This window comes from Paenibacillus sp. CF095 (assembly GCF_900101225.1).
Taxonomy (GTDB): Bacteria; Bacillota; Bacilli; order Paenibacillales; family Paenibacillaceae; genus Paenibacillus.
Window position 1 is genome coordinate 296,190 of record NZ_FMZN01000002.1, and the last position, 19,141, is coordinate 315,330.

The window sequence follows — 19,141 nt, forward strand, 5'->3', positions numbered from 1 at the left end:
GACACAACAAACAACAGGACTTGGATTATCCATCATGGGCAACCCAAGTCCTGTTTGTTGCATATAAAATGTATCTTTGCACTAACAAATTTCATCAAAGATATATTTTGATTAATTTTTAACGGAATAACTGATCAGTTGTTCGGACAGAGCTTTCATTCGCTCGCCTGTTTCATTAAGCTGCTCAATCACATCCGTAAAGGAGGATACAAGCGTTGCTTGTTCCTGTGAAGAGGCTGCAATCTGGGAGACTTCAACTTCCATCTGTTTGATGACCTGTTGTACATCTCTCAGACTGGTATCGATATCACTTGTAGCTTGTTTGGCATCCACAGAGAGTTTGCGTACTTCGGAAGCAACCACTCCGAAGCCGGCACCGGCTTCACCAACGCGAGCGGCTTCAATAGCGGCATTCAGGCCAAGCAAGTTGGTTTGCTCAGAGATTTCACGAATGAACCCGGCTACTTTGTTGATTTGGGAAGAGTTCTGAACAGCAAGTCTTGTGTTCTGCAAGATCTGTTCACTGGTTGCTTGCAATTCTTCGGCATGAGCGGCGACATGTTGCACCATATCAACGAGGTTACCATTGATGGTTTGATTTTCTTGTATAATGTCTTCAAGTTGGTTCTGGTTAGACTGGTCGTAAGATACACAGAAAACAGCAACAACTTTTTGGTGATCATCAAAGATCGGAATGTTCAGAATATCCAGTTCGATACCATAAACTTCCTTGGAGAGAGTAGCGAGAGTAGCTTCTCTTCCGTTTTTTAAGATGGCAAAGTTTTGATACGATTCCAAGAGTGGCATTCCTTTTTCAAAACCAAGGTCAAACTTGTCGGTGGTAACAACCTCCAATACCTTTTCGTGATCATATACAGTTAAACTAGCTGGTTCTCTAAGGATCATGCTGATATAAGGCATTACTTTAAGCAGGGCATCTACAACGTTCATGGAAGAGGACCATCCTTTCAATATTTGAATGTATTATTTTTAACGATCTATGGAATGCTCTATCTTTCATCGGATAGAAATGGATTTTCGTGAACGGCATTTTGCATGAAAGAATGAACATTTTATGATTAAATTTTAAAATATTTCCCAGTTGAACTGTTTTACTGGATATAAGTGTTAGTTGTAACTATTTTTATATCAAGATATTTGTACGGATGTATATTAATTATGGGACATATGTCCTTTTGCATACGTTATATACGACAACGGAGGGGAAGTCGGAATGAAAGAAATCATGGACTTTGGACTTGTGCGGCAACTCGCTCGTGAGAATGGGTTGGATCAGGTGCTGGACGAGCCTGCACTCGCTGAGTTGCGACTACTTGAGGCTGCGAAGGGCGAGATGATATGTGCCAAAGGTGAACGACCCGAGCGATTGTATTTCCTCGTGCAGGGCAAGCTCAAGATCTATACCACCTTGCCTAACGGGAAGTCTCTGTTGCTTCGTTTCAGTACACCACTTGCGCTTGTGGGAGATTTGGAACTGGTGAATGGCAAGGAGGCTATGAATACGGTAGAGTCTGTGAGCAAAAGCCTGCTGCTGGGTATCAGCTACCGCGCTCTCCAGAATACGTATGCAGAGAACCCTAAGTTTCTTCACTTTATGCTCGGTCAAGTTACACACAAATTGTATACCTTTTCCAACCTGTCGAGTCTGAATATGTTATATCCGGTCGAGAGCCGATTTGCCAGCTATCTGTTGTCCACAATGGGCCAGGACGAGTCTTCTTCCGAAGAGATCCAGACCTCGAAGCTCACCGAACTGGCGGATATGCTGGGCACCAGCTATAGACATCTTAATAGAGTTGTTCAAGATCTGTGTAATCGAGATATTATTCGTAAAGTGCAGCGAAAGCTAGTGATCTGTGATCTGGAACAGTTGCGTGTCATCGCAGGAGGCAATATATATGAGTGATGGCATTTTAAAATAAAGACCAAGCCTGTTTATCTATGCGACATGACGCGACACAATAAAATACAATATGGCACAACAAAGAGCACCCTCCCGAATATACCAAGGGGTGCCCTTTTTACTCTGCATTTAAGTGAATTAGATATCTCCGCGTTGCTCGAACAATTGAGCGATCTCTATAATAACACGGGTGGCCTTCACCATATTGTCTACCGATACATATTCGAATTTACCGTGGTAGTTCTCACCACCAGTGAAGATATTTGGTGTTGGCATACCCATATAGGATAGCTGGGAACCATCTGTTCCTCCCCGGATGGGGCGAATAACAGGTTCGATGTCCAGTCGGGTCATGGCTTCATGGGCAATGTCGACGATCTGGCGTACGGGTTCAATTTTCTCGCGCATGTTATAGTACTGGTCATTCAATTCAATCGTGATGCTTTTCTCTCCATACTTGGTCTTCAGTTCGTTCGCGATATTCAATAGATTTGTTTTGCGCTCTTCAAACTTCGCCCGGTCGAAATCACGGATGATGTAACTCATCTTTGTCAGCTCAACATCACCCTCCAGAGACAACAGATGATAGAATCCATCATAACCGTCCGTGAATTCAGGAGCTTCCTCCACAGGCAGGCGTCGATTCAATTCCATCGCAATTTTCAGGGAGTTCACCATCTTATCCTTCGCAGTTCCAGGATGTACATTGGTGCCTCGTACGGTAATTTTAGCGGCAGCTGCGTTAAAGCTCTCGTATTCCAGCTCACCAAGTGGTCCACCGTCGACTGTGTAAGCATATTTGGCTCCAAAAGCAGCTACATCGAACTTGTGCGGTCCACGGCCAATCTCTTCATCCGGGGTAAAAGCAACCCGAATCTTACCGTGTTTCACTTCCGGGTGTTCAATCAGATAGGCCATCGCCGTAATGATCTCGGCAATGCCTGCCTTATTATCTGCACCAAGCAACGTTGTACCATCGGTTGTGATCAGGGTGTGGCCTTTATACTCGTGCAGCTCCGGGAAATCCTTGTTGGACAGTACTACATCCAGCTCCGAGTTCAGCACAATGTCAGCACCATCATAGTTATCGATAACCTGTGGTTTGACATTTTTGCCAGTAAAGTCGGTCGCTGTATCGAGGTGAGCCAGGAAACCAATTACAGGAACATCCTTGTCGGTATTGGATGGCAGTGTAGCCATGACATAACCATTCTCATCCATCGTCACATCTTGCAGACCAATGGAGGTACATTCTTCAACGAGCAGTTTGCCCAAGGCCAGTTGGCCGGGTGTGGAAGGGCAGGTCTCACTATTTTCATCGGATTGGGTATCCATTTGAACATAAGTACTCAGTCTTTGAATTAATACATCTTTCATCTATAATCGCTCCCTAGCTTGAGTAGTATATAAGTTGAGCTACTTGTTTTACACTGATCCACTACAGGCCAGAATAACCTTCTGATCGCTGTTATCCCCAGATTTTTTTGATCCACTTTTACAAAGGTGAAAATCTGAGGATAGCGTATGCTTTCGATGCAGCTTTCTTTCAGAAAGCTTTTAGGCGAAGTGTATGCTTTCGAAGTAGCTTTCTTGCAGAAAGCTTTTAGCTCCGCTTCTACAGGTTATTTCTGCCCTCTCCGTTATCGTGTAACCTTTAGTCACAACTTATGTAAATTGGGTATAGTAATTATTGTGGTTCTCTACGGTTATCATATCATGTTTTGCAGTCATTTCCAGAATGGGGCTGAACCGAAATATGAGGATGACTAGGTATCAAAAAGGGTACTAGGTCACAAAAATGTACGTACTTGTATTTCTGTAACTGAGGTTCATAATAAATGATGAAGAAAGGATGAGTCCTAGACATGCCATTTATCACTGTTAAGGTATTGGAAGGCAAGTCGGTTGAGCAGAAACGTCAGTTGATTGAACGTATGACTCAGGTGGCTTGTGAGACACTGGATGTTGATCCGAGCAAAGTCTTTATCTTCATTGAGGATTTGGAGAAGGACAATTACGGCAAGAACGGAAAACTGTTTTCGGACTTAGACAAATAAGTAAGGCTTCATATATATCATGATCATGGAACAGGAGATGTAGAATTAATGACTGAACAATTATTTTCCCCTTATCAATTCAAGAGTCTGCAATTAAATAACCGTGTCGTCATGGCACCGATGTGCCAATATTCTGTCACTGCGAAGGACGGCATTCCGAACGATTGGCATCAGGTTCACTATGTGAGCCGTGCGGTTGGAGGAACAGGACTGATTGTAATCGAGATGACCGATGTAGATCCGGATGGACGTATTACCGATAATGACTTGGGTATATGGTCAGATGAGCATGTGCCTGCCTTCACCAAACTTGTAGATGGAATCCATGCCTACGGCTCCAAAGTAGCTATTCAGATCGCACACGCCGGACGAAAAGCAGAGGATGCACCGCAGCCGGTTGCCCCATCGGTAGTTACATTCCCGGGAGAAAAGTACAAGGAACCACGCGCGTTAAGTACCGAAGAGGTAGAAGCTATGGTGCAGAAGTTCGCAGACGGTGTTCGCCGTGCAGTACAGGCTGGAGTGGATACTATTGAGCTGCACGGTGCACATGGATACCTGATCCACCAGTTCCATTCCCCGCTGATGAACCATCGTGAGGATGTATACGGCCAGGATCTGTCCCGTTTTGGCGTTGAAGTCATTCGGGCAGTGAAAAAAGAAATGCCAGCAGATATGCCGCTGATTTTGCGGATTTCGGCTGTAGAATACGCTGATGGTGGATACGACATCGACCACACGATTAATATTGCCCGTGCTTACCAAGATGCAGGTGTGGACATGTTCCATATCAGTTCAGGTGGCGAAGGTCCTTCTGGACAGCGGAAACCGGGGAACTATCCGGGGTATCAGGTACCATTTGCCCGTCGCTTCCGTGAAGAACTGAACGTTCCTGTAATCGCAGTGGGTATGCTGGAGGATGCAGCCTTGGCTCAGGCGGTGATTGGAAACGGTGATGCGGATCTGGTTGCCGTTGGCAGAGGTATGCTGCGTGATCCGTACTGGGCGAACCATGCCGCTCTGGAACTGGGTGTGAGTAAGGATCAAGCTGCCATTGCAGAGCAATATTCTCGTGGATACTAATTTGCTCTAAATTATACTTACACTTGCCACTCCGATGACAGAATAACCTTCCGATCGCTGTTATCCCCAGATTTTTTTGATTCACTTTTTCAAAGGTGGAAATCTGAGGATAAAGGCGAACGCTTTTCTTCTTCAGGCTATTTCTGTCCTCTGCGTTCTCGTGTAAATGTTTATTGCAAATCTTATATAGTAAAAAAAGGCCACAGCATGGGTTAAACCTCATGCTGTGGCCTGATTTTGGATATTGAGAAGCATATGCATCCAATTATCGATGACTACGTTCTTCGAGTTGCTTCGTATACGAATTTTTGATTGGACTGTGTAGGTGGCTGATTCGGGTTAAAGTCGGCGTATACTTTAATATCAGAGAAACCAATGTGTTCGAGAATTAGGCGTAACTCTTCTATGCCGTACCAACGCAGGGTAAGTTGTTGCAGCTCCGTAGCAACAAGAGCACCCTGATGCCATTGTTCGTAGCGAATTAGACTCACTTTGTACTGTTGAAGAAGGTTCACTTCAATGGTTGTCACTTCTACCGTGATCGTATCACCATCGGGTAATGGAACGGTTGATGTTTCTACAGAAGAGGGTTGTGTCACATCGGGCAGAAACAGATCAAACACGAGCTTGCCGCCAGGTTCTAAATGCTGAAATAGATTACGTAATACGCTAATCGATGCCTGTCTGTCTTGAATGAGGAGCAGAGAACCTCCGGGAATGATAATTGCCTCGTATCGATATGGAAGGTCAAGCTTCTCCAGATCGACAACGAACAGCTCAGGCATGGGTAATGCCCGCTCCATACAACGAGAAAGGCAAGAGTCAATCATATCCATTGAATAATCAATTCCATCCACCGTCAAGCCTGCTTCAAGCAAAGGAATGAGCACTCGGCCTGAACCAGACATGGCTTCAAGGATACGTCCTTTGCAGCGCTGAAGATAACGGAGATAAAATTCAATGTCTCCTCCCAAGGAGTGTCCCACAGGTTTCGTTAGATCATAAACGGCGGTGCATAATGGACCGTAATAACTGAATGACATAGTATAGGTGTCCCCCACATTTTGATATAATGAATTGCAAATGTGGAAGGGAAGTGAGCGGGATTATCCCTTCCGGCAACGGTTGGAAATGGATTTTTCAGAGCAGACTATCATAGGAATCACGCACCTTTTATGGAATATGTTCCAATTATAGGGTGGGTACAAAGCGGAGGTCAAACTTTTTAACCAGTAATTATACGAACAGATATGTCTAAGGAGATGATACGAATGGATACATCATCAAGTTCATCAAGTGCACTGCCGGATATCCGACAGGAACTAGTGCTCCATGCACCTGTAGAGGAAGTGTGGGAGATGGTCTCAACTGCGCAAGGACTGAAGGCCTGGTTCATGCCAGGTAATCTGGAACCCGTGGAAGGTCATGAGTTTATATTGGAAGCAGGCCCCTTCGGCCAATCACCCTGTCAGGTGACGGAAGTTCTTCCGCTGCAGAAGCTGTCATTTCGCTGGGGTAAGGACTGGACGTTGACGTTCCAACTGAATGAACAGCCCGAAGGTACGGATTTCACACTGATTCACAGCGGTTGGGATGCGGATAAACTGACCGAGTTTGGACAGGCCCACGCTATCGTACGCGAACGTATGGAACAGGGATGGGCCGGAATCGTTCAGAAGCTTGCCCAAGTTGTTAAATAAATCTTCATTCAATCAACCCCAGGCCATTTCGCCCGTTCATTCCGGTGAAATTCGGCCTGGGGTTTCTTGGTGTACCAGGAGCTGGCGATAACAGATAGAGATCCTTAAAATTATAAGGAAGTTGACCGATTATGAGACGGAAACTATTTCCGTGAGCACCAGAAACGTGTAACATGAATTATAGTTATAAATCGACAGAATTAGACGTCTCTCGCCATTGTGGATGGAAGGAATACATAGATGAGAAAACACTGGATTATGCTGACCATAAGTTTCATATGCATTGTCATTGTTCCGCTGGGCTGGATCGCCCAGACGTTAATTAGCGAGCGGAGTAACCCCCAGGCTACGGATGGAAAAATTGACCTGACCCAATGGGACTTTGATCGCAAGGGTGCAGCGTCTCTAAAGGGTGTCTGGGATTTCTACCCTGGGCAGTTGCTGAGCCCGGCAGATATTGAAGCAAGTGTATCCGGTCGCAAGCCATTGCCGGCTTCGTCGGGCACTCAAGTTCCTGCCCGATGGAACAAATCTTTGGGGCAGGCCCATGGGTATGGAACCTATCATTTGCAAGTTCAGCTTACACCCCGGACGATGAAAAACGATTATGGTATACGCACGCAGAATATACGCATGGCCCACCGGGTATTTATTGATGGTAAAGAGATTGGCGGCAAAGGCCTGCCAGGAAAGACCAAGGCGACAGATATACAATTAAATCTGCCCTTTACAGGATTCACGTCCATTGAGGGCAACACGGCTGACATTATCATTCAGGTATCAAATTATAGTTACTCGTCTGGGGGCATTGTAGCGCCCATTTTGTTTGGAGACGAGCATAGTATTCTGAAAAGCCAGCAACAAGGTTGGCTCAAGGATCTGATGGCCTTATTCGGTTTTATCTTGCCAGCCGCCTTTTTTCTACTTCTGTTCAGATTACGACGTACGGAGAAGGAACTTCGTTTTCTCGGATTATTCAGCCTTTCTGGTGCGGTGTACGCTCTGACACATGGGGAGAAGTTACTGGGTACGTTTGTACCGTTCCTGACCAATAATGAGATACTTCGTATTCAGCTCCTTAGTTCAGCCTTTGCCTATTACTTTTTGCTTCGGTATATGGATGCCCGTGTGCCAGGAGCAATTCATCAGTGGTTTGTTCGTTTGGCTGTAGTGTTAATCGTTACCCAGGCCATTGTAGGTCTTACGCTCCCTCCAACACTTTTCTCGTCTCTTGAGCTTCCCATGTTACTGATCTCGCTTGTTGTCATGTTTTATACGCTGCGAGCGATGTTCTATTGGTTGAAAGGACGGCCGAATGACAGCCACTTTGCACTGGTGAGCATGATGAGCATACTCATGGTTGTTGTCTTGTATACGCTTGGTGCGTTCACTACCCTAGACACAGCGTTCTTTGCGCTGATTGAACTTTTATTATTTGTATTTGCCCAGATGATTGTGACCGCAATCCGCTTCGCACAATCATTCCGAGACGTGGAAGCCCTGTCGGAGCGTTTGCTGGCCATCGACAGCCTGAAGGACGAGTTCATGGCGAACACGTCTCATGAGTTGCGAACGCCCCTGCACGGCATCATTAATATTGCGCAATCCATGTTGGAAGGGGCGGCCGGAGCAGTCACGCCCAAGCAAGCCAAAAATCTGTCCATGATTACTTCAACCGGCAAGCGCCTTTCACTGCTGGTTAACGATATTTTGGATTTTTCCAAATTAAAAAATAGTGAGATCGAGTTGAAACGGGTACCTGTTGATCTGGAATCCGTTGCTCGTACTGTGGTTGAAGTCTCAGGTTTCACGTTTGAGGATAAGCCAGTTATATTGATTCAGCAATGGCCCCAGTCGTTGCCACTTGTTGAGGCAGACGAAGATCGCCTCCGACAAGTTCTGTATAACTTGCTGGGTAACGCGTATAAGTACACTGAGCAGGGTGAGATTCGATTGTACGCCAGTGTTGAAGGGGATTGGGTGAAGGTATCGGTTGCTGATACAGGGGTAGGCATTGCCTTGGACAAACAGGAGGATATCTTCCAGGCGTATGAGCAGAGTAACGGCACGATCGAGCGATTGAATAATGGAACCGGACTGGGTCTGAGTATTACGCGAAAACTCGTTGAGCTTGGCGGTGGTGAGATCTGGGTTGAATCGGAGCCGGGGCAAGGTTCGACCTTTCATTTCACTCTGCCTGTTATGAAGTTGCCGCTGCTGCAAACTCATTCGAAACCAGCTGCCGCCCGATATGTTGCTTCACAGGGGGCAGGGGCGAAGGAGCTTGTGACAAGAGAGTCAGATGAGCAGGATGATCTTACGGAAGCGGAGCATACGATTCTGATTGTAGACGATGATCCCGTCAATCGACAGGTATTGCTGAATCTGTTATCGACGGAACGATATCGCGTGCTCGCAGCGGACAGCGGGTCCACTGCATTGAAACTCCGTGAGGAGTTCCCGTCCATTGATCTTGTTATTACGGACTGGATGATGCCTAAGATGTCCGGGCTTGAGTTATGTCGCAAACTGCGCGAGCACAGTTCCTTGTCGGAGTTACCGATTCTGATGCTGACCGCCCGCGGGTTGCCTGAGGATATCAAACACGGATTCCAGGCGGGAGCCAATGACTTCCTGAGCAAACCGGTGGATGCTGGTGAATTGCGCGCCAGAGTTCGGACATTAATTGAGATGCGGAGTTCTGTGCAGGAAGCTATTCGTACCGAAATGGCCTTTTTGCAGGCCCAGATTAAGCCGCACTTTCTATATAATGCACTCAATGTCATTATTGCGACCTGTGCAGTGAATCCGGACAAAGCAACCGATCTGCTGATTGAATTGAGTCATTACCTGCGCGGAAGTTTTGACTTCCAGAACAGGGAGCAGCTTGTTCCTTTGACCAAAGAGCTGGAATTGGTGGAGTCATATGTGCATCTGGAACAGGCCAGATTTGAGGAAAGACTGGTGGTCGAGTATGAGGTGGAATCGGACGTGCATCTATATCTGCCACCTCTCAGTATTCAGCCGCTTGTGGAGAATGCCATTCGCCACGGCGTGATGGAGCGGGCAGCCGGCGGGACAGTTCACCTTAGGGTTTTCAAAGAGAGCGAGCATGTAGTCGTACAGGTTCAAGATGATGGAGTAGGTATCCCTCCTGAGCGTATGGCTCAGGTCAAGTCTGGGCGCACCGAAGGTCCGGGGGGTGTCGGGCTGCAAAATATAAACCGTCGCCTGATGTCACTCTATGGTCAGGGACTGGAGATTCATAGCCATGTGGGTAAAGGCACGCAGATCCGATTCCGTATCCCTGTGCAAAAGGTGGATTATTCCAATTAGTGTGCCGAGTTAAGCAATTATGGTTAACAGACTAATAAGCGGATGCCGATAAAATCGGTATTCCTATTGAATCTTTCATAGCAGGAGGCTAAAAGAACGGTGAGAGCCATTGTGATCGATGATGAGAAGCCAGCGCAGCTTCATCTGGAGCGACTACTACGAACGGACGGAAGAATTACACCCGTGCAATGTTTTTCAACAGCTCGTGATGGTCTGCATTTTCTGGCAAAGGAACGTGTAGATGTTGTATTTTTGGACATTGGAATGCCCGAGATGAATGGCCTGGAAGCGGCTGAATATATACAGCAATTGGATCAGAGTATTCGTATTATCTTTGTTACGGCATATGCGGACCATGCAGTGGAAGCATTTGAGCTGCATGCACTGGATTATGTACTGAAACCGGTAAGCTCCGCCCGATTGGCCAAAACCGTTGATCGAATCGCGGGCATAATGTCGCATCATTCCCAAGTTGCAGCCACCGTCGAGGTAAAGGGATCGGAACCCGTACCTGTGGAGTTGGATACTGAAGTTCCGGGGCTGCTCACGTTCAAACATCTGGATATCTACAGAAGTTTGGATCAGGGTGCCAAGAAACATAAGTGGCGCACAACCAAATCACAGGAATTGTTTGCTTTTTTGTTCCATCACAGGGAAGAATGGGTAAGCAAGGAGATTTTGTTGGATAAGTTATGGGGTGATGTTTCCCAGGAAAAGGGATTAACCCATCTACATACATCCGTGTACCAGATTCGAAAGCTGCTTAAGGAATGGAACATGACGGGCAAGCTGGAGTACAATATGAACCGTTATCGTCTGTTAGCAGGCAATCTGGTAAGTGATGTGGACCAATTTGAAAAATCCATGGTCTACAACGTCATCACATCAGACAATATCGATGACTTGAGGCATATGATTCCGCTTTATCGTGGCGATTATCTGGAAGAGCATGACTATCGTTGGGCACAGGCCAAAGCAAGGGAACTCAGACGCAAGTATACAGGGCTGGTTATGGATATCGCGAGATGGGACATGGAGCATGGTCGTGGCAAGGAAGCGATTGAGCAATTAACGATATTGCAGGAACGGGAGCCTTATTCGGAAGAAATCTGCCGACTCATGATGGAAGTGTATGCATCCATGGATGATCAGCAAGGCATACTTCGTTTATATCATACATTTACATTGACATTAATTGAGGATCTGGGGTATCAGCCCGAGCCCGAAACAAGCAGGTTATATCAGAACCTGACGGACAAATAAACGTATGTAACGTAAGTTCAGACAGGAGGGTGAGGCATGAAGCTATTCATACACCGCAAAGACTTGCGTACGGATGATCTGGCCGCATTCGATTATTTGCGGGAAAACCAAGAAGAGAGTGTGCATGTTCTCATCTATGATGCATTCCTCCTGCGGCAAGGCCGAGAGAAGGAACACAGCGGTGTGAATTTCAGGCAGCATGCAGCGGAATTAGGCAGACGTTATCTTGAAGCCAAAAGAAAACTGCATGTTGCTTATGGCAATCCAGCTGAAGTGGTTGAATTCATCTTGAACGAATTCAAAGGTGAGATTAACGAGATTGTGGTCCATCGGGATATGACGCCATATGCAATCGAGCGGGATAGGGCCATACGCAAAGTCAGTGAGGCGCACGAGGTTTCGTTCACACAACTGACGGATCATCTGCTGATGGATCTGAATGGATTTGCCAATTTTACAGGCAAGTCGGAGCCATATAAGGTATTTGCGGCTTTCCATCGGCGGTGGGTGGAATTCATGAATGAACATCCCAACCCTCCTTCGGCAACAACGGTTGCAGAGTTGAAGGTGAGTGATCGTCAGATTGAATGGCCGGATGCAATGCAGGTACCTCCGGAGTTGCTGGAGGGCAGTGGTTCGAATGACGAGGACCCGCATCTGCTATTGGATCAATTTTTGTCGGATCGAATTGCTGAATATGGGGATCATCGGGATGAATATGAGGCTTACGAGCCGAGTCATCTCAGTTCTTACGTGGCTGTGGGGGCTGTATCCATTCGCAAGATGTATGATGCGGCGAGTCGCACGGCAGAAGCGGGGGAATGGATCAGGCAGTTGTGCTTCCGCGACTTCTATCTGTATCGTGCAGTTTATGAGAGTCACTATTTTACATATGAAAAGGTGTACGATCTCTCGGCTCTCCATAATGATCACTTTGAACGGTGGTGCAAGGCGGAGACAGGCATTCCGATTATTGATGCAGCGATGACGGAACTGAATGAGACCGGACATATGCCAAACCGGCTGCGAATTCTCACGGCGATGTTTCTCACCAAAAACCTGCAATGCCCGTTCACCTTGGGTGAAGCCTATTTCAGGCGCAAGCTGCGTGACTATGATAACATTCAAAACCGTGGTAACTGGTTATGGTGTGCCTCGCTTGGTGAGAATGCGGCTCCGTATTTTCGCGTGAATAATCCGGTAACACAATCCGAGAAGTATGATCCGCAAGGTGATTATATTCGCAAGTGGTTGCCTGAATTGAAGGATCTGCACAGCAAGGACATCCATCAGCCGCGCAAGGATGCCATTGTTGATCTGAAGGCATCGAGACAGGCAGCTATTGACGTGTATAAACAGATTCTGGCGAGTCGTGGGAAGTAGACTCGGTCAGGGGCGTGATCATGCCCAAACCCAAATTCACCATTTTCATCCTGTTGATCCAATATTCATTTGGTTGAGAGCAGGATGTCCCACAGACCGCGTACTCGCGGTCTTTTTTACATATATAGACATGAAAATAGTGTGAAATGTGTTGAAAATTTAGGAATTGTTAAGAAAATGGACTATCCATCTTAAGCATTATGGCTTTTAATAGATAGAGAGCTTTATTGTATTAAGTCATATCTGACATATTGACGAACACATTAAGGAGAAACGTAAACATGAGTGAAACACTGAAAAGAGAGCGAATTCCAGAGCTGAATCTGGTGCGTGCCATGGCAATTATCGGCGTACTCTGCGTGCATTCCACGTCTTATGCGACGGTGGACATGACGGGTTCAGGCTACTACTGGCTGTACAACTTTATTAATATCTTTATGAAATATGGTACGCCAACCTTTATTTTTATGAGCAGTTTCGTACTGTTCTATAACTATTATTCCCGTCCGCTGGATAAGAAACTCGTAAGTAACTTCTACAAGAAAAGATTTGTGTATATTTTGCTTCCGTATTTCCTGTTCTCATTAATGTATTTTGTGTTGCTGCATTTCACGCATTATCAGGGCCGACCTTTCGGCGAATCGGCAGTAAGTTTTATCACGAAATTGTTTACAGGCAAGGCTTATACACATCTGTACTTTGTATTTATTAACATGCAATTTTATCTGTTATTCCCATTGGTGTTATGGTTGCTTAAGAAGTATCCTTCTGTGGTGAAATGGTCTGTACCGATTGGACTATTGATTCAATGGGCATTTATCGTAAGTAATAAATATGGATTCCAGGTACCCAACAAGGGAAGCTGGGCGTTCTCATACTTCTCTTATTTCATGCTGGGTGCTTTTATCGGGGTATATTTCCCTAAAATCAAGCAATGGTTTGTCATCAGTCGGGCCAATGCAACCAAAGGACGCGTAGCTTCATGGATTCTGCTCTGGGCGGTATGGATCATTGCCGGACTTGGCCATGTGTATATCTATTACCTGCTGCGTCTGAAGATCGCAACGTATAACACACTGTGGTATGAATTCTTCTGGAATGTGCATACCTTTGCTTGTGCGCTGGTACTTATCCAGATTGCCTATCTGCTCTATCGCAAAGGGCCTTCACTCATCGTCAAGCCGCTGAATCGGCTTGGGGCATTGTCCTTTGGCATCTATCTGATTCATCCATTCTTCCTGCTGGTGTATCGGAATTATCCACCTCAAACAGGAGTATCGTGGTTAGTGCATCTGTGGTATGCCGGAGGATTCGGTGTAGCTCTAATCGCTTCGTGGATCGTCGTTGGATTGACGGCAAGGTTTGTTCCATATGCATGGGTCATCTTTGGCAATCTGCCAAAACCCAAACCACGTCTCGTCCCACAACAGAACTCGGGCCAACTGGACGTTCGTTAAGATGGTTTTCCAACACAGGAATAATAAACCGTTTCTTGGTCGACCTTAGGGGAGAGCAGGGAGCGGTTTTTTTTGTATATAAAGATATGCGTGATATGGGGAACGAGTGTTTCTTTTTCCTATATGAGGGGTAATCATAAGGCGGAACGATAATACATTATGGATAACAGGATTAAGGTGAATATAATGACAACATGCGAAAAATGCGGGAGACCGATGCAGGATATATTGGAATATGTGGAACACATTCTTCACGAATGCAGTGAACAGACACAGGAGTATAACTCGAAAGATTATCAGGCCTATGGCCATGAGGGTGTTCACGAGCAGATGTGATACAATAGAAAGAAACCGGATTCATACGGAACCGAGGTGACAACATGGAGACGGGTCCAGCCCCTTTCCGGCAAGGAAAGACGGAACAAGAAGCGCGACTGAGCAAAACGTGTATGTATTGCGGACAACAGCGGCCGATGTCCGAATTCCGGCGCAGAACCGGAAAGCGGGCAGGTCCCGGAGCCAGGCGGGGAGTCTGCCGCAGCTGTCGTCAGCTCGGTGGACAGGCTGACCACGATGCAGGTTCAAGCGTGAGCGGGCAAACGAATGAACGGATCGGGCGTCAACGGGATGGCTTGGAGACACGTGCTGTTACTGCCAGACCCTCTGCATCTGCAAGAAATGAGGCAGGTCGTACCTCTCATGTTATGGAGCAGGGAACTGCTACGTTGGCTGAGTCTGACAGAAGTCTGGTGTCTCAACCGTCAGTAGACTCGTCATCTTCGAATGACGATGAACGTGCTGACTTGGTGACTTCCTCCCCCTCTTCTTCGGGTATTCGGAAGAAGAGGAGAAGACGGAGGAAGAGCAAGCGATCAGAGAGCATAACGGGCAATGAGCTGAGAGAGACGAGTCTGGAGCAGGATGGCTCGGCAGGTGAGGTAGGAGATGAGCCACGGCCAGGCGAGCACTGGCGTGGGGAAGGGCATTCGCAGGGCCATGCTGCTGCGAATGATAAGGGCACTGCACAGCGGGCTGGCGCGCGAGCAGCCGCTGCAGGGCAGGCCGCCGAGCAGACCGCGGCGGCCCACCAAGCTCTGCTGCCGGCTGAGCCGCAAGGCCCGGCAGCAGAGCCCATGGCTGCGGATCAACCGACCGCAGCCAAACGCAAGCGCAAGCGGCGCCGCAAGCGTGCTGCCGCGCTAGCGCCCGGCGCAGGGCAGGCCCGCAGCGTAGCTGCTGAGGCCCATGCGCCGGCCCTGAGCGACCGTGGCGATGCCAACACGGTCGCTGCACCTACGGCGGCGGAGGCACAGCCTGCCGCCACCAGTCGCGAGCCCGGGCAAGCGCCGGGGGATGCTGCGGAGGCAGGGCCTCCTGCGCCCGTGCGCCAGCCTGGCTCGCCAGGGTCCAAGCCGCGCCAGGCGCGCAAGGAGCGTGCGCCCAAGGCGAGCGGCGAAGTCGCTGCCCGCGTTACATCCGGGCAGCGACCCGCGCATGCCAGCCGTAGTCACGGTGCTGGCACGGATGGCCGTCCCCGCCGCCAGACCCCGTCGGCCCCGGTCGCTATCGACCCGGAAGATCCGGCTTCGCTCCGGACCAACCGGCAAGGCATGGTACGGATGCGAGGCAAGACGGACAAGGGCAGACGTTGGCATCAGGAAGTGGACATGGAGCTTGCGGTCACGCTAGTCAAGGAAAAAGCTGCTGTGGTGGTCAATCGGTACACGATTCGCCGATTGTTCAGCAACAAGGATTTCAAGCGGTATATTCTGACCAGGGATCACTATACTTGTTACTTCTGTGGATCGTATGGAGATACGATTGACCATCTGCTGCCGCGTGCCAAAGGTGGACATACCACCCCGCTCAACTGTGTCTGCGCCTGTAATCTGTGCAATCAGTCCAAAGCAGCGATGGATGCCGAAGAGTTCATGCGTTCCGGTATTCCCGAATGGAATGCTGCACATCAGGCAGAACTGATTGAACTGGCAATGCAGGAAGCGCAGTTGGAAGAAGGATAAATGCCCCCGAACATGGAATCGGGGTTTTGATATGAAGAGCACACCAAGACCACAGAGGTCGAGGTGTGCTTTTTTGATTTAATTTTGATTTGGGTGGGAAGTTAGTTTGCTGTGCAATAATTTCTTCAAATTGACAACGGTGTTCATCGAAGATGTACGTTATACTGGGAGGGAGTTGCTAAAGAAGCTTCATCATCCATATGAATGATGAAATGTATAGTGAACATCAAGCCTAAGAACTTAGACTGTATAGATTGGATGGATGCAGATGACCCCGGCAGCATTAGACATTATGTCATATATTACGGAAGAAAATATTCGTTTCTGGCTGGAGAAGTTTCGCTCCCTGGGCCCGTTACCGGGAATTTTGCTTACGTTTATGAAATCATTTGTACCGCCGCTTCCCACGCTGTTGATTGTGGGCGTGAACGGTGCGGTATATGGTCTGTGGGCAGGATTTTTATATTCATGGATCGGCATGGTGCTCGGTTGTACCGTTACGTTCCTGATCGTACGGGAGATTGGGAAATCCGCCTTTGTAGAGCGATGGGCACGCAAACCTCGTGTGCAACGCAGCATGGTATGGATTCGAAGGAATGCATTCAGTTATGTTTTTCTGCTGAGTATCTTCCCGGTAGGTCCATTCGTCATTATTAATGTGGCGGCAGGTATCGCGCGAATGCGATTGTTATCCTTCCTGCTTGCAGTGGGCTGTGGTAAAGCGATCATGATTTTCTCTGTTACGTATATCGGTTCCAATGTGGAACAATTTCTGGAGCACCCTGTACGCTGGGTAGGCGTATTGTTGTTTATTGCGATATCCCTGTGGGCAAGCCGCAAACTGGAGCGACACTTTACCCGTTCATCGTCAGATGGAGAAGATATACATGATCTGAATCAACCCTCTGGAAAATCGATTTCTTCATAAATAAAAGAATGATCAGTGCGCGGATATAGGATGTCAGTAATCTCGTTAGCTCGAAGGAGGACCCAGCATGAATGATAATATCTATGCATTCAGCCGAACGATAAATCGTATGAGTGAAGATGAACTTCGTTCAGTACTGCGTGTGCTCTATATGAAATCAGCACAAGTGGTCAAGCGGCAGGAAGAGCAAGGCGAAAAGGTGGATTTTGCGGAAGCGGTACAGTCACTGTTTCGGAATATGGATACCCCTTTTGATCTGGGGCGTCTGGAACAACAAGCTCTCGCCGAGGTCGACAAGCCAAATGAAATTCATATTACGTTTGGAGAATCACCTCTAAGTAGTCTGAAAATGGGAATGAGTACATTACCTAATCAGGAAAAACGGAGTTTTTTCTCTATAGATGATAATTATGCGGTAGGGCCGTTAGGTGATCTGATTAGGCATGCAGACTTGCAACGCAGGCATCTCTGGCTGACCGAACGAATGTGTCTCAATGACCGTGAGGCATATGGCATGCATGAACTGGATTCATTATTCGAGCTCAACGCCACAATACAATCCTTTGATTCCGAGACGTCGATCATTATCTGGTATGCGAATAATGCACGGGAGAAGACGGGACTGCTTTACGCCATGTATCTATTGCGGAACAGCGAGAGCCCCATATATCTTATCGAAACGAGTGGCTTATATAAGCAATTATTTGATAGACCTGACGTTCAATACGATGTGCTCCACACAGGCGAGATTCTTCCGGAAAAGCTTCTGGCGATGTGGCACGTTTGCTCTGAGCAAGAGCCATTGTCTAAGCAAGAGCGCCGCCAACTGGAGCAGGATTGGCTGGAACTTTCGGTACAGCCTGGGCTATTACGTATGATGGAGAATGGCGTGATTCGGAGCTTAACTGAAGAGGCGTTGGACGAGTACATTATGCAGAAGGTGAGGGAACTGACACCGAACTGGGAGCCAGGCAAGTATATCCGAGCAGCTCGTATTGTGGGTGAAGTGATTGGTACAAGTAGCCAGCATATAAGTGATACGTTCGTGGAGTACCGTCTACGACAACTGGTGCTGCAAGGCCAACTTGAAATGGATGGAAAGCCACTTGCAATGAGGTATTACAGTATTCGGATTGCCGAGCGCTGAAAGGGACTAAGACTGAAACACAGAGATAGAAAAACAAGCGAAGAGATCGCAAAGTTAGAAATATGATGGAAGATTTGAGCACTTCCTTCCGCATACAGGAATATGATCACGAATTGTCTCCGTTACCAGCTGTTCAGATTTAACACTTAAATAGACTGTACTCCGGCATGATTCTCCTACTTGTCCGGGGAACAGTCTATTTGTTTCTCGTAAGTACTGAACCAGCTTCGCTTGTGCAATGTGCAATAACATTCATCTTTATGATCTTCATTTGTATTAAGATTTCTTCCCATTCCAGATTTCTAGTAGCGGTCCGTGCTGCCCATAGACCGGATCGGTATCCGGGATTGGAACCTCTCGGATTTCCTGAAAAGCCTTGTGTCGCTCGCCTTCCTCACCTGTGCGTGTGTTGTAACTCATTCCGCCCGGATAAGCACCGGCAATACGAAAATCAGTGCTGGACTCCAGACGTTTATGCCCTGTTCCAGCGGGAAGCACGACAACGTCGCCTGTTTGAAGGTAAACTTTCTGCCCATTTTCTCCGCCTAAAATCAGTTTCACGAATCCACTCACCACAGCAAGAGCCTCATGAGCGTTACTATGATAATGATGATAATTGAACACACCATTCAACCAGCTATTTCCCCATCCATTACGATTCAGCAACGATTCTGCATGAAGAGCCTCTTCAGCCCATACATTCTTATACAAAAGAACAGGCAGGGTCGGATGATTGGGAATTACACCGTCATCCTGATAGAATAACGTCTCTATGTCCTTTTTCCGTTCATTCATCTCACATCACCTCACTATAAATTACCCTATAACCTCAAGGACGAACA

General features: G+C 47.4%; 15 protein-coding genes. 11 read left to right on the forward strand and 4 right to left on the reverse strand.

Going from position 1 to position 19,141, the window contains the following annotated elements:
* Positions 1 to 111 precede the first annotated feature (111 nt).
* Entirely contained in the window at positions 112 to 951 is an 840-nt protein-coding gene (locus tag BLS69_RS32855; RefSeq protein ID WP_091035693.1) for a methyl-accepting chemotaxis protein, read from the reverse strand.
* 283 nt (positions 952 to 1,234) lie between these two features.
* Between BLS69_RS32855 and BLS69_RS20635 the strand changes: the two genes are divergently transcribed.
* Positions 1,235 to 1,927 carry a Crp/Fnr family transcriptional regulator gene (locus BLS69_RS20635; RefSeq protein ID WP_091035696.1) on the forward strand — a complete coding sequence of 231 codons (693 nt, stop codon included), beginning with the start codon at positions 1,235 to 1,237 and terminating at the stop codon, positions 1,925 to 1,927.
* A gap of 135 nt (positions 1,928 to 2,062) precedes the next feature.
* Here BLS69_RS20635 and pepT read toward each other — a convergent pair whose 3' ends face one another.
* Positions 2,063 to 3,301: a peptidase T gene (gene pepT / locus BLS69_RS20640; protein WP_091035698.1), complete on the reverse strand. Its 1,239-nt coding sequence runs from the start codon at positions 3,299 to 3,301 to the stop codon at positions 2,063 to 2,065.
* A gap of 488 nt (positions 3,302 to 3,789) precedes the next feature.
* Here pepT and BLS69_RS20650 point away from each other — a divergent pair, with 488 nt between their 5' ends.
* On the forward strand, positions 3,790 to 3,981 hold the full coding sequence (locus BLS69_RS20650) for a tautomerase family protein (protein WP_017691642.1): 192 nt from the start codon (positions 3,790 to 3,792) through the stop codon (positions 3,979 to 3,981).
* 48 nt (positions 3,982 to 4,029) lie between these two features.
* A complete protein-coding gene (locus BLS69_RS20655; RefSeq protein WP_017691643.1) occupies positions 4,030 to 5,064 on the forward strand; it encodes an NADH:flavin oxidoreductase/NADH oxidase in 1,035 nt (344 codons plus the stop codon).
* Between the two features lie 275 nt (positions 5,065 to 5,339).
* On the opposite strand, the gene BLS69_RS20660 is transcribed toward BLS69_RS20655, so the two are convergent.
* The gene (locus BLS69_RS20660; protein ID WP_091035705.1) at positions 5,340 to 6,107 is read right to left on the reverse strand and encodes a class I SAM-dependent methyltransferase; all 768 of its coding nucleotides are present in this window, start codon (positions 6,105 to 6,107) and stop codon (positions 5,340 to 5,342) included.
* Between the two features lie 228 nt (positions 6,108 to 6,335).
* Between BLS69_RS20660 and BLS69_RS20665 the strand changes: the two genes are divergently transcribed.
* The 8 genes from BLS69_RS20665 to BLS69_RS20700 all read left to right on the forward strand — a co-directional run bounded on the left by BLS69_RS20665 (position 6,336) and on the right by BLS69_RS20700 (position 18,299).
* On the forward strand, positions 6,336 to 6,764 hold the full coding sequence (locus tag BLS69_RS20665; protein ID WP_256332370.1) for an SRPBCC family protein: 429 nt from the start codon (positions 6,336 to 6,338) through the stop codon (positions 6,762 to 6,764).
* 240 nt (positions 6,765 to 7,004) lie between these two features.
* Positions 7,005 to 10,100, forward strand: coding sequence for a hybrid sensor histidine kinase/response regulator (locus BLS69_RS20670; protein ID WP_091035710.1), 3,096 nt, complete (start codon positions 7,005 to 7,007; stop codon positions 10,098 to 10,100).
* 99 nt (positions 10,101 to 10,199) lie between these two features.
* Positions 10,200 to 11,363 carry a response regulator gene (locus BLS69_RS20675; protein ID WP_091035712.1) on the forward strand — a complete coding sequence of 388 codons (1,164 nt, stop codon included), beginning with the start codon at positions 10,200 to 10,202 and terminating at the stop codon, positions 11,361 to 11,363.
* Positions 11,364 to 11,399: 36 nt separating this feature from the next.
* Positions 11,400 to 12,746 carry a cryptochrome/photolyase family protein gene (locus BLS69_RS20680; RefSeq protein WP_091035715.1) on the forward strand — a complete coding sequence of 449 codons (1,347 nt, stop codon included), beginning with the start codon at positions 11,400 to 11,402 and terminating at the stop codon, positions 12,744 to 12,746.
* 281 nt (positions 12,747 to 13,027) lie between these two features.
* Positions 13,028 to 14,203, forward strand: a complete 1,176-nt coding sequence (locus tag BLS69_RS20685; RefSeq protein ID WP_091035717.1) for an acyltransferase — start codon at positions 13,028 to 13,030, stop codon at positions 14,201 to 14,203.
* A 380-nt stretch (positions 14,204 to 14,583) separates the two neighbouring features.
* Complete coding sequence (locus BLS69_RS32970; protein ID WP_371129083.1) at positions 14,584 to 16,224, forward strand: HNH endonuclease; 1,641 nt, start codon at positions 14,584 to 14,586, stop codon at positions 16,222 to 16,224.
* Between the two features lie 268 nt (positions 16,225 to 16,492).
* Complete coding sequence (locus BLS69_RS20695) at positions 16,493 to 17,152, forward strand: TVP38/TMEM64 family protein (protein WP_091035720.1); 660 nt, start codon at positions 16,493 to 16,495, stop codon at positions 17,150 to 17,152.
* A gap of 67 nt (positions 17,153 to 17,219) precedes the next feature.
* Entirely contained in the window at positions 17,220 to 18,299 is a 1,080-nt protein-coding gene (locus BLS69_RS20700; protein ID WP_091035723.1) for a DUF1835 domain-containing protein, read from the forward strand.
* 276 nt (positions 18,300 to 18,575) lie between these two features.
* Here the strand turns inward: BLS69_RS20700 and BLS69_RS20705 are convergent, their stop codons facing one another.
* A complete protein-coding gene (locus BLS69_RS20705) occupies positions 18,576 to 19,094 on the reverse strand; it encodes a cupin domain-containing protein (protein ID WP_091035726.1) in 519 nt (172 codons plus the stop codon).
* Between the last annotated feature and the right edge of the window lie 47 nt (positions 19,095 to 19,141).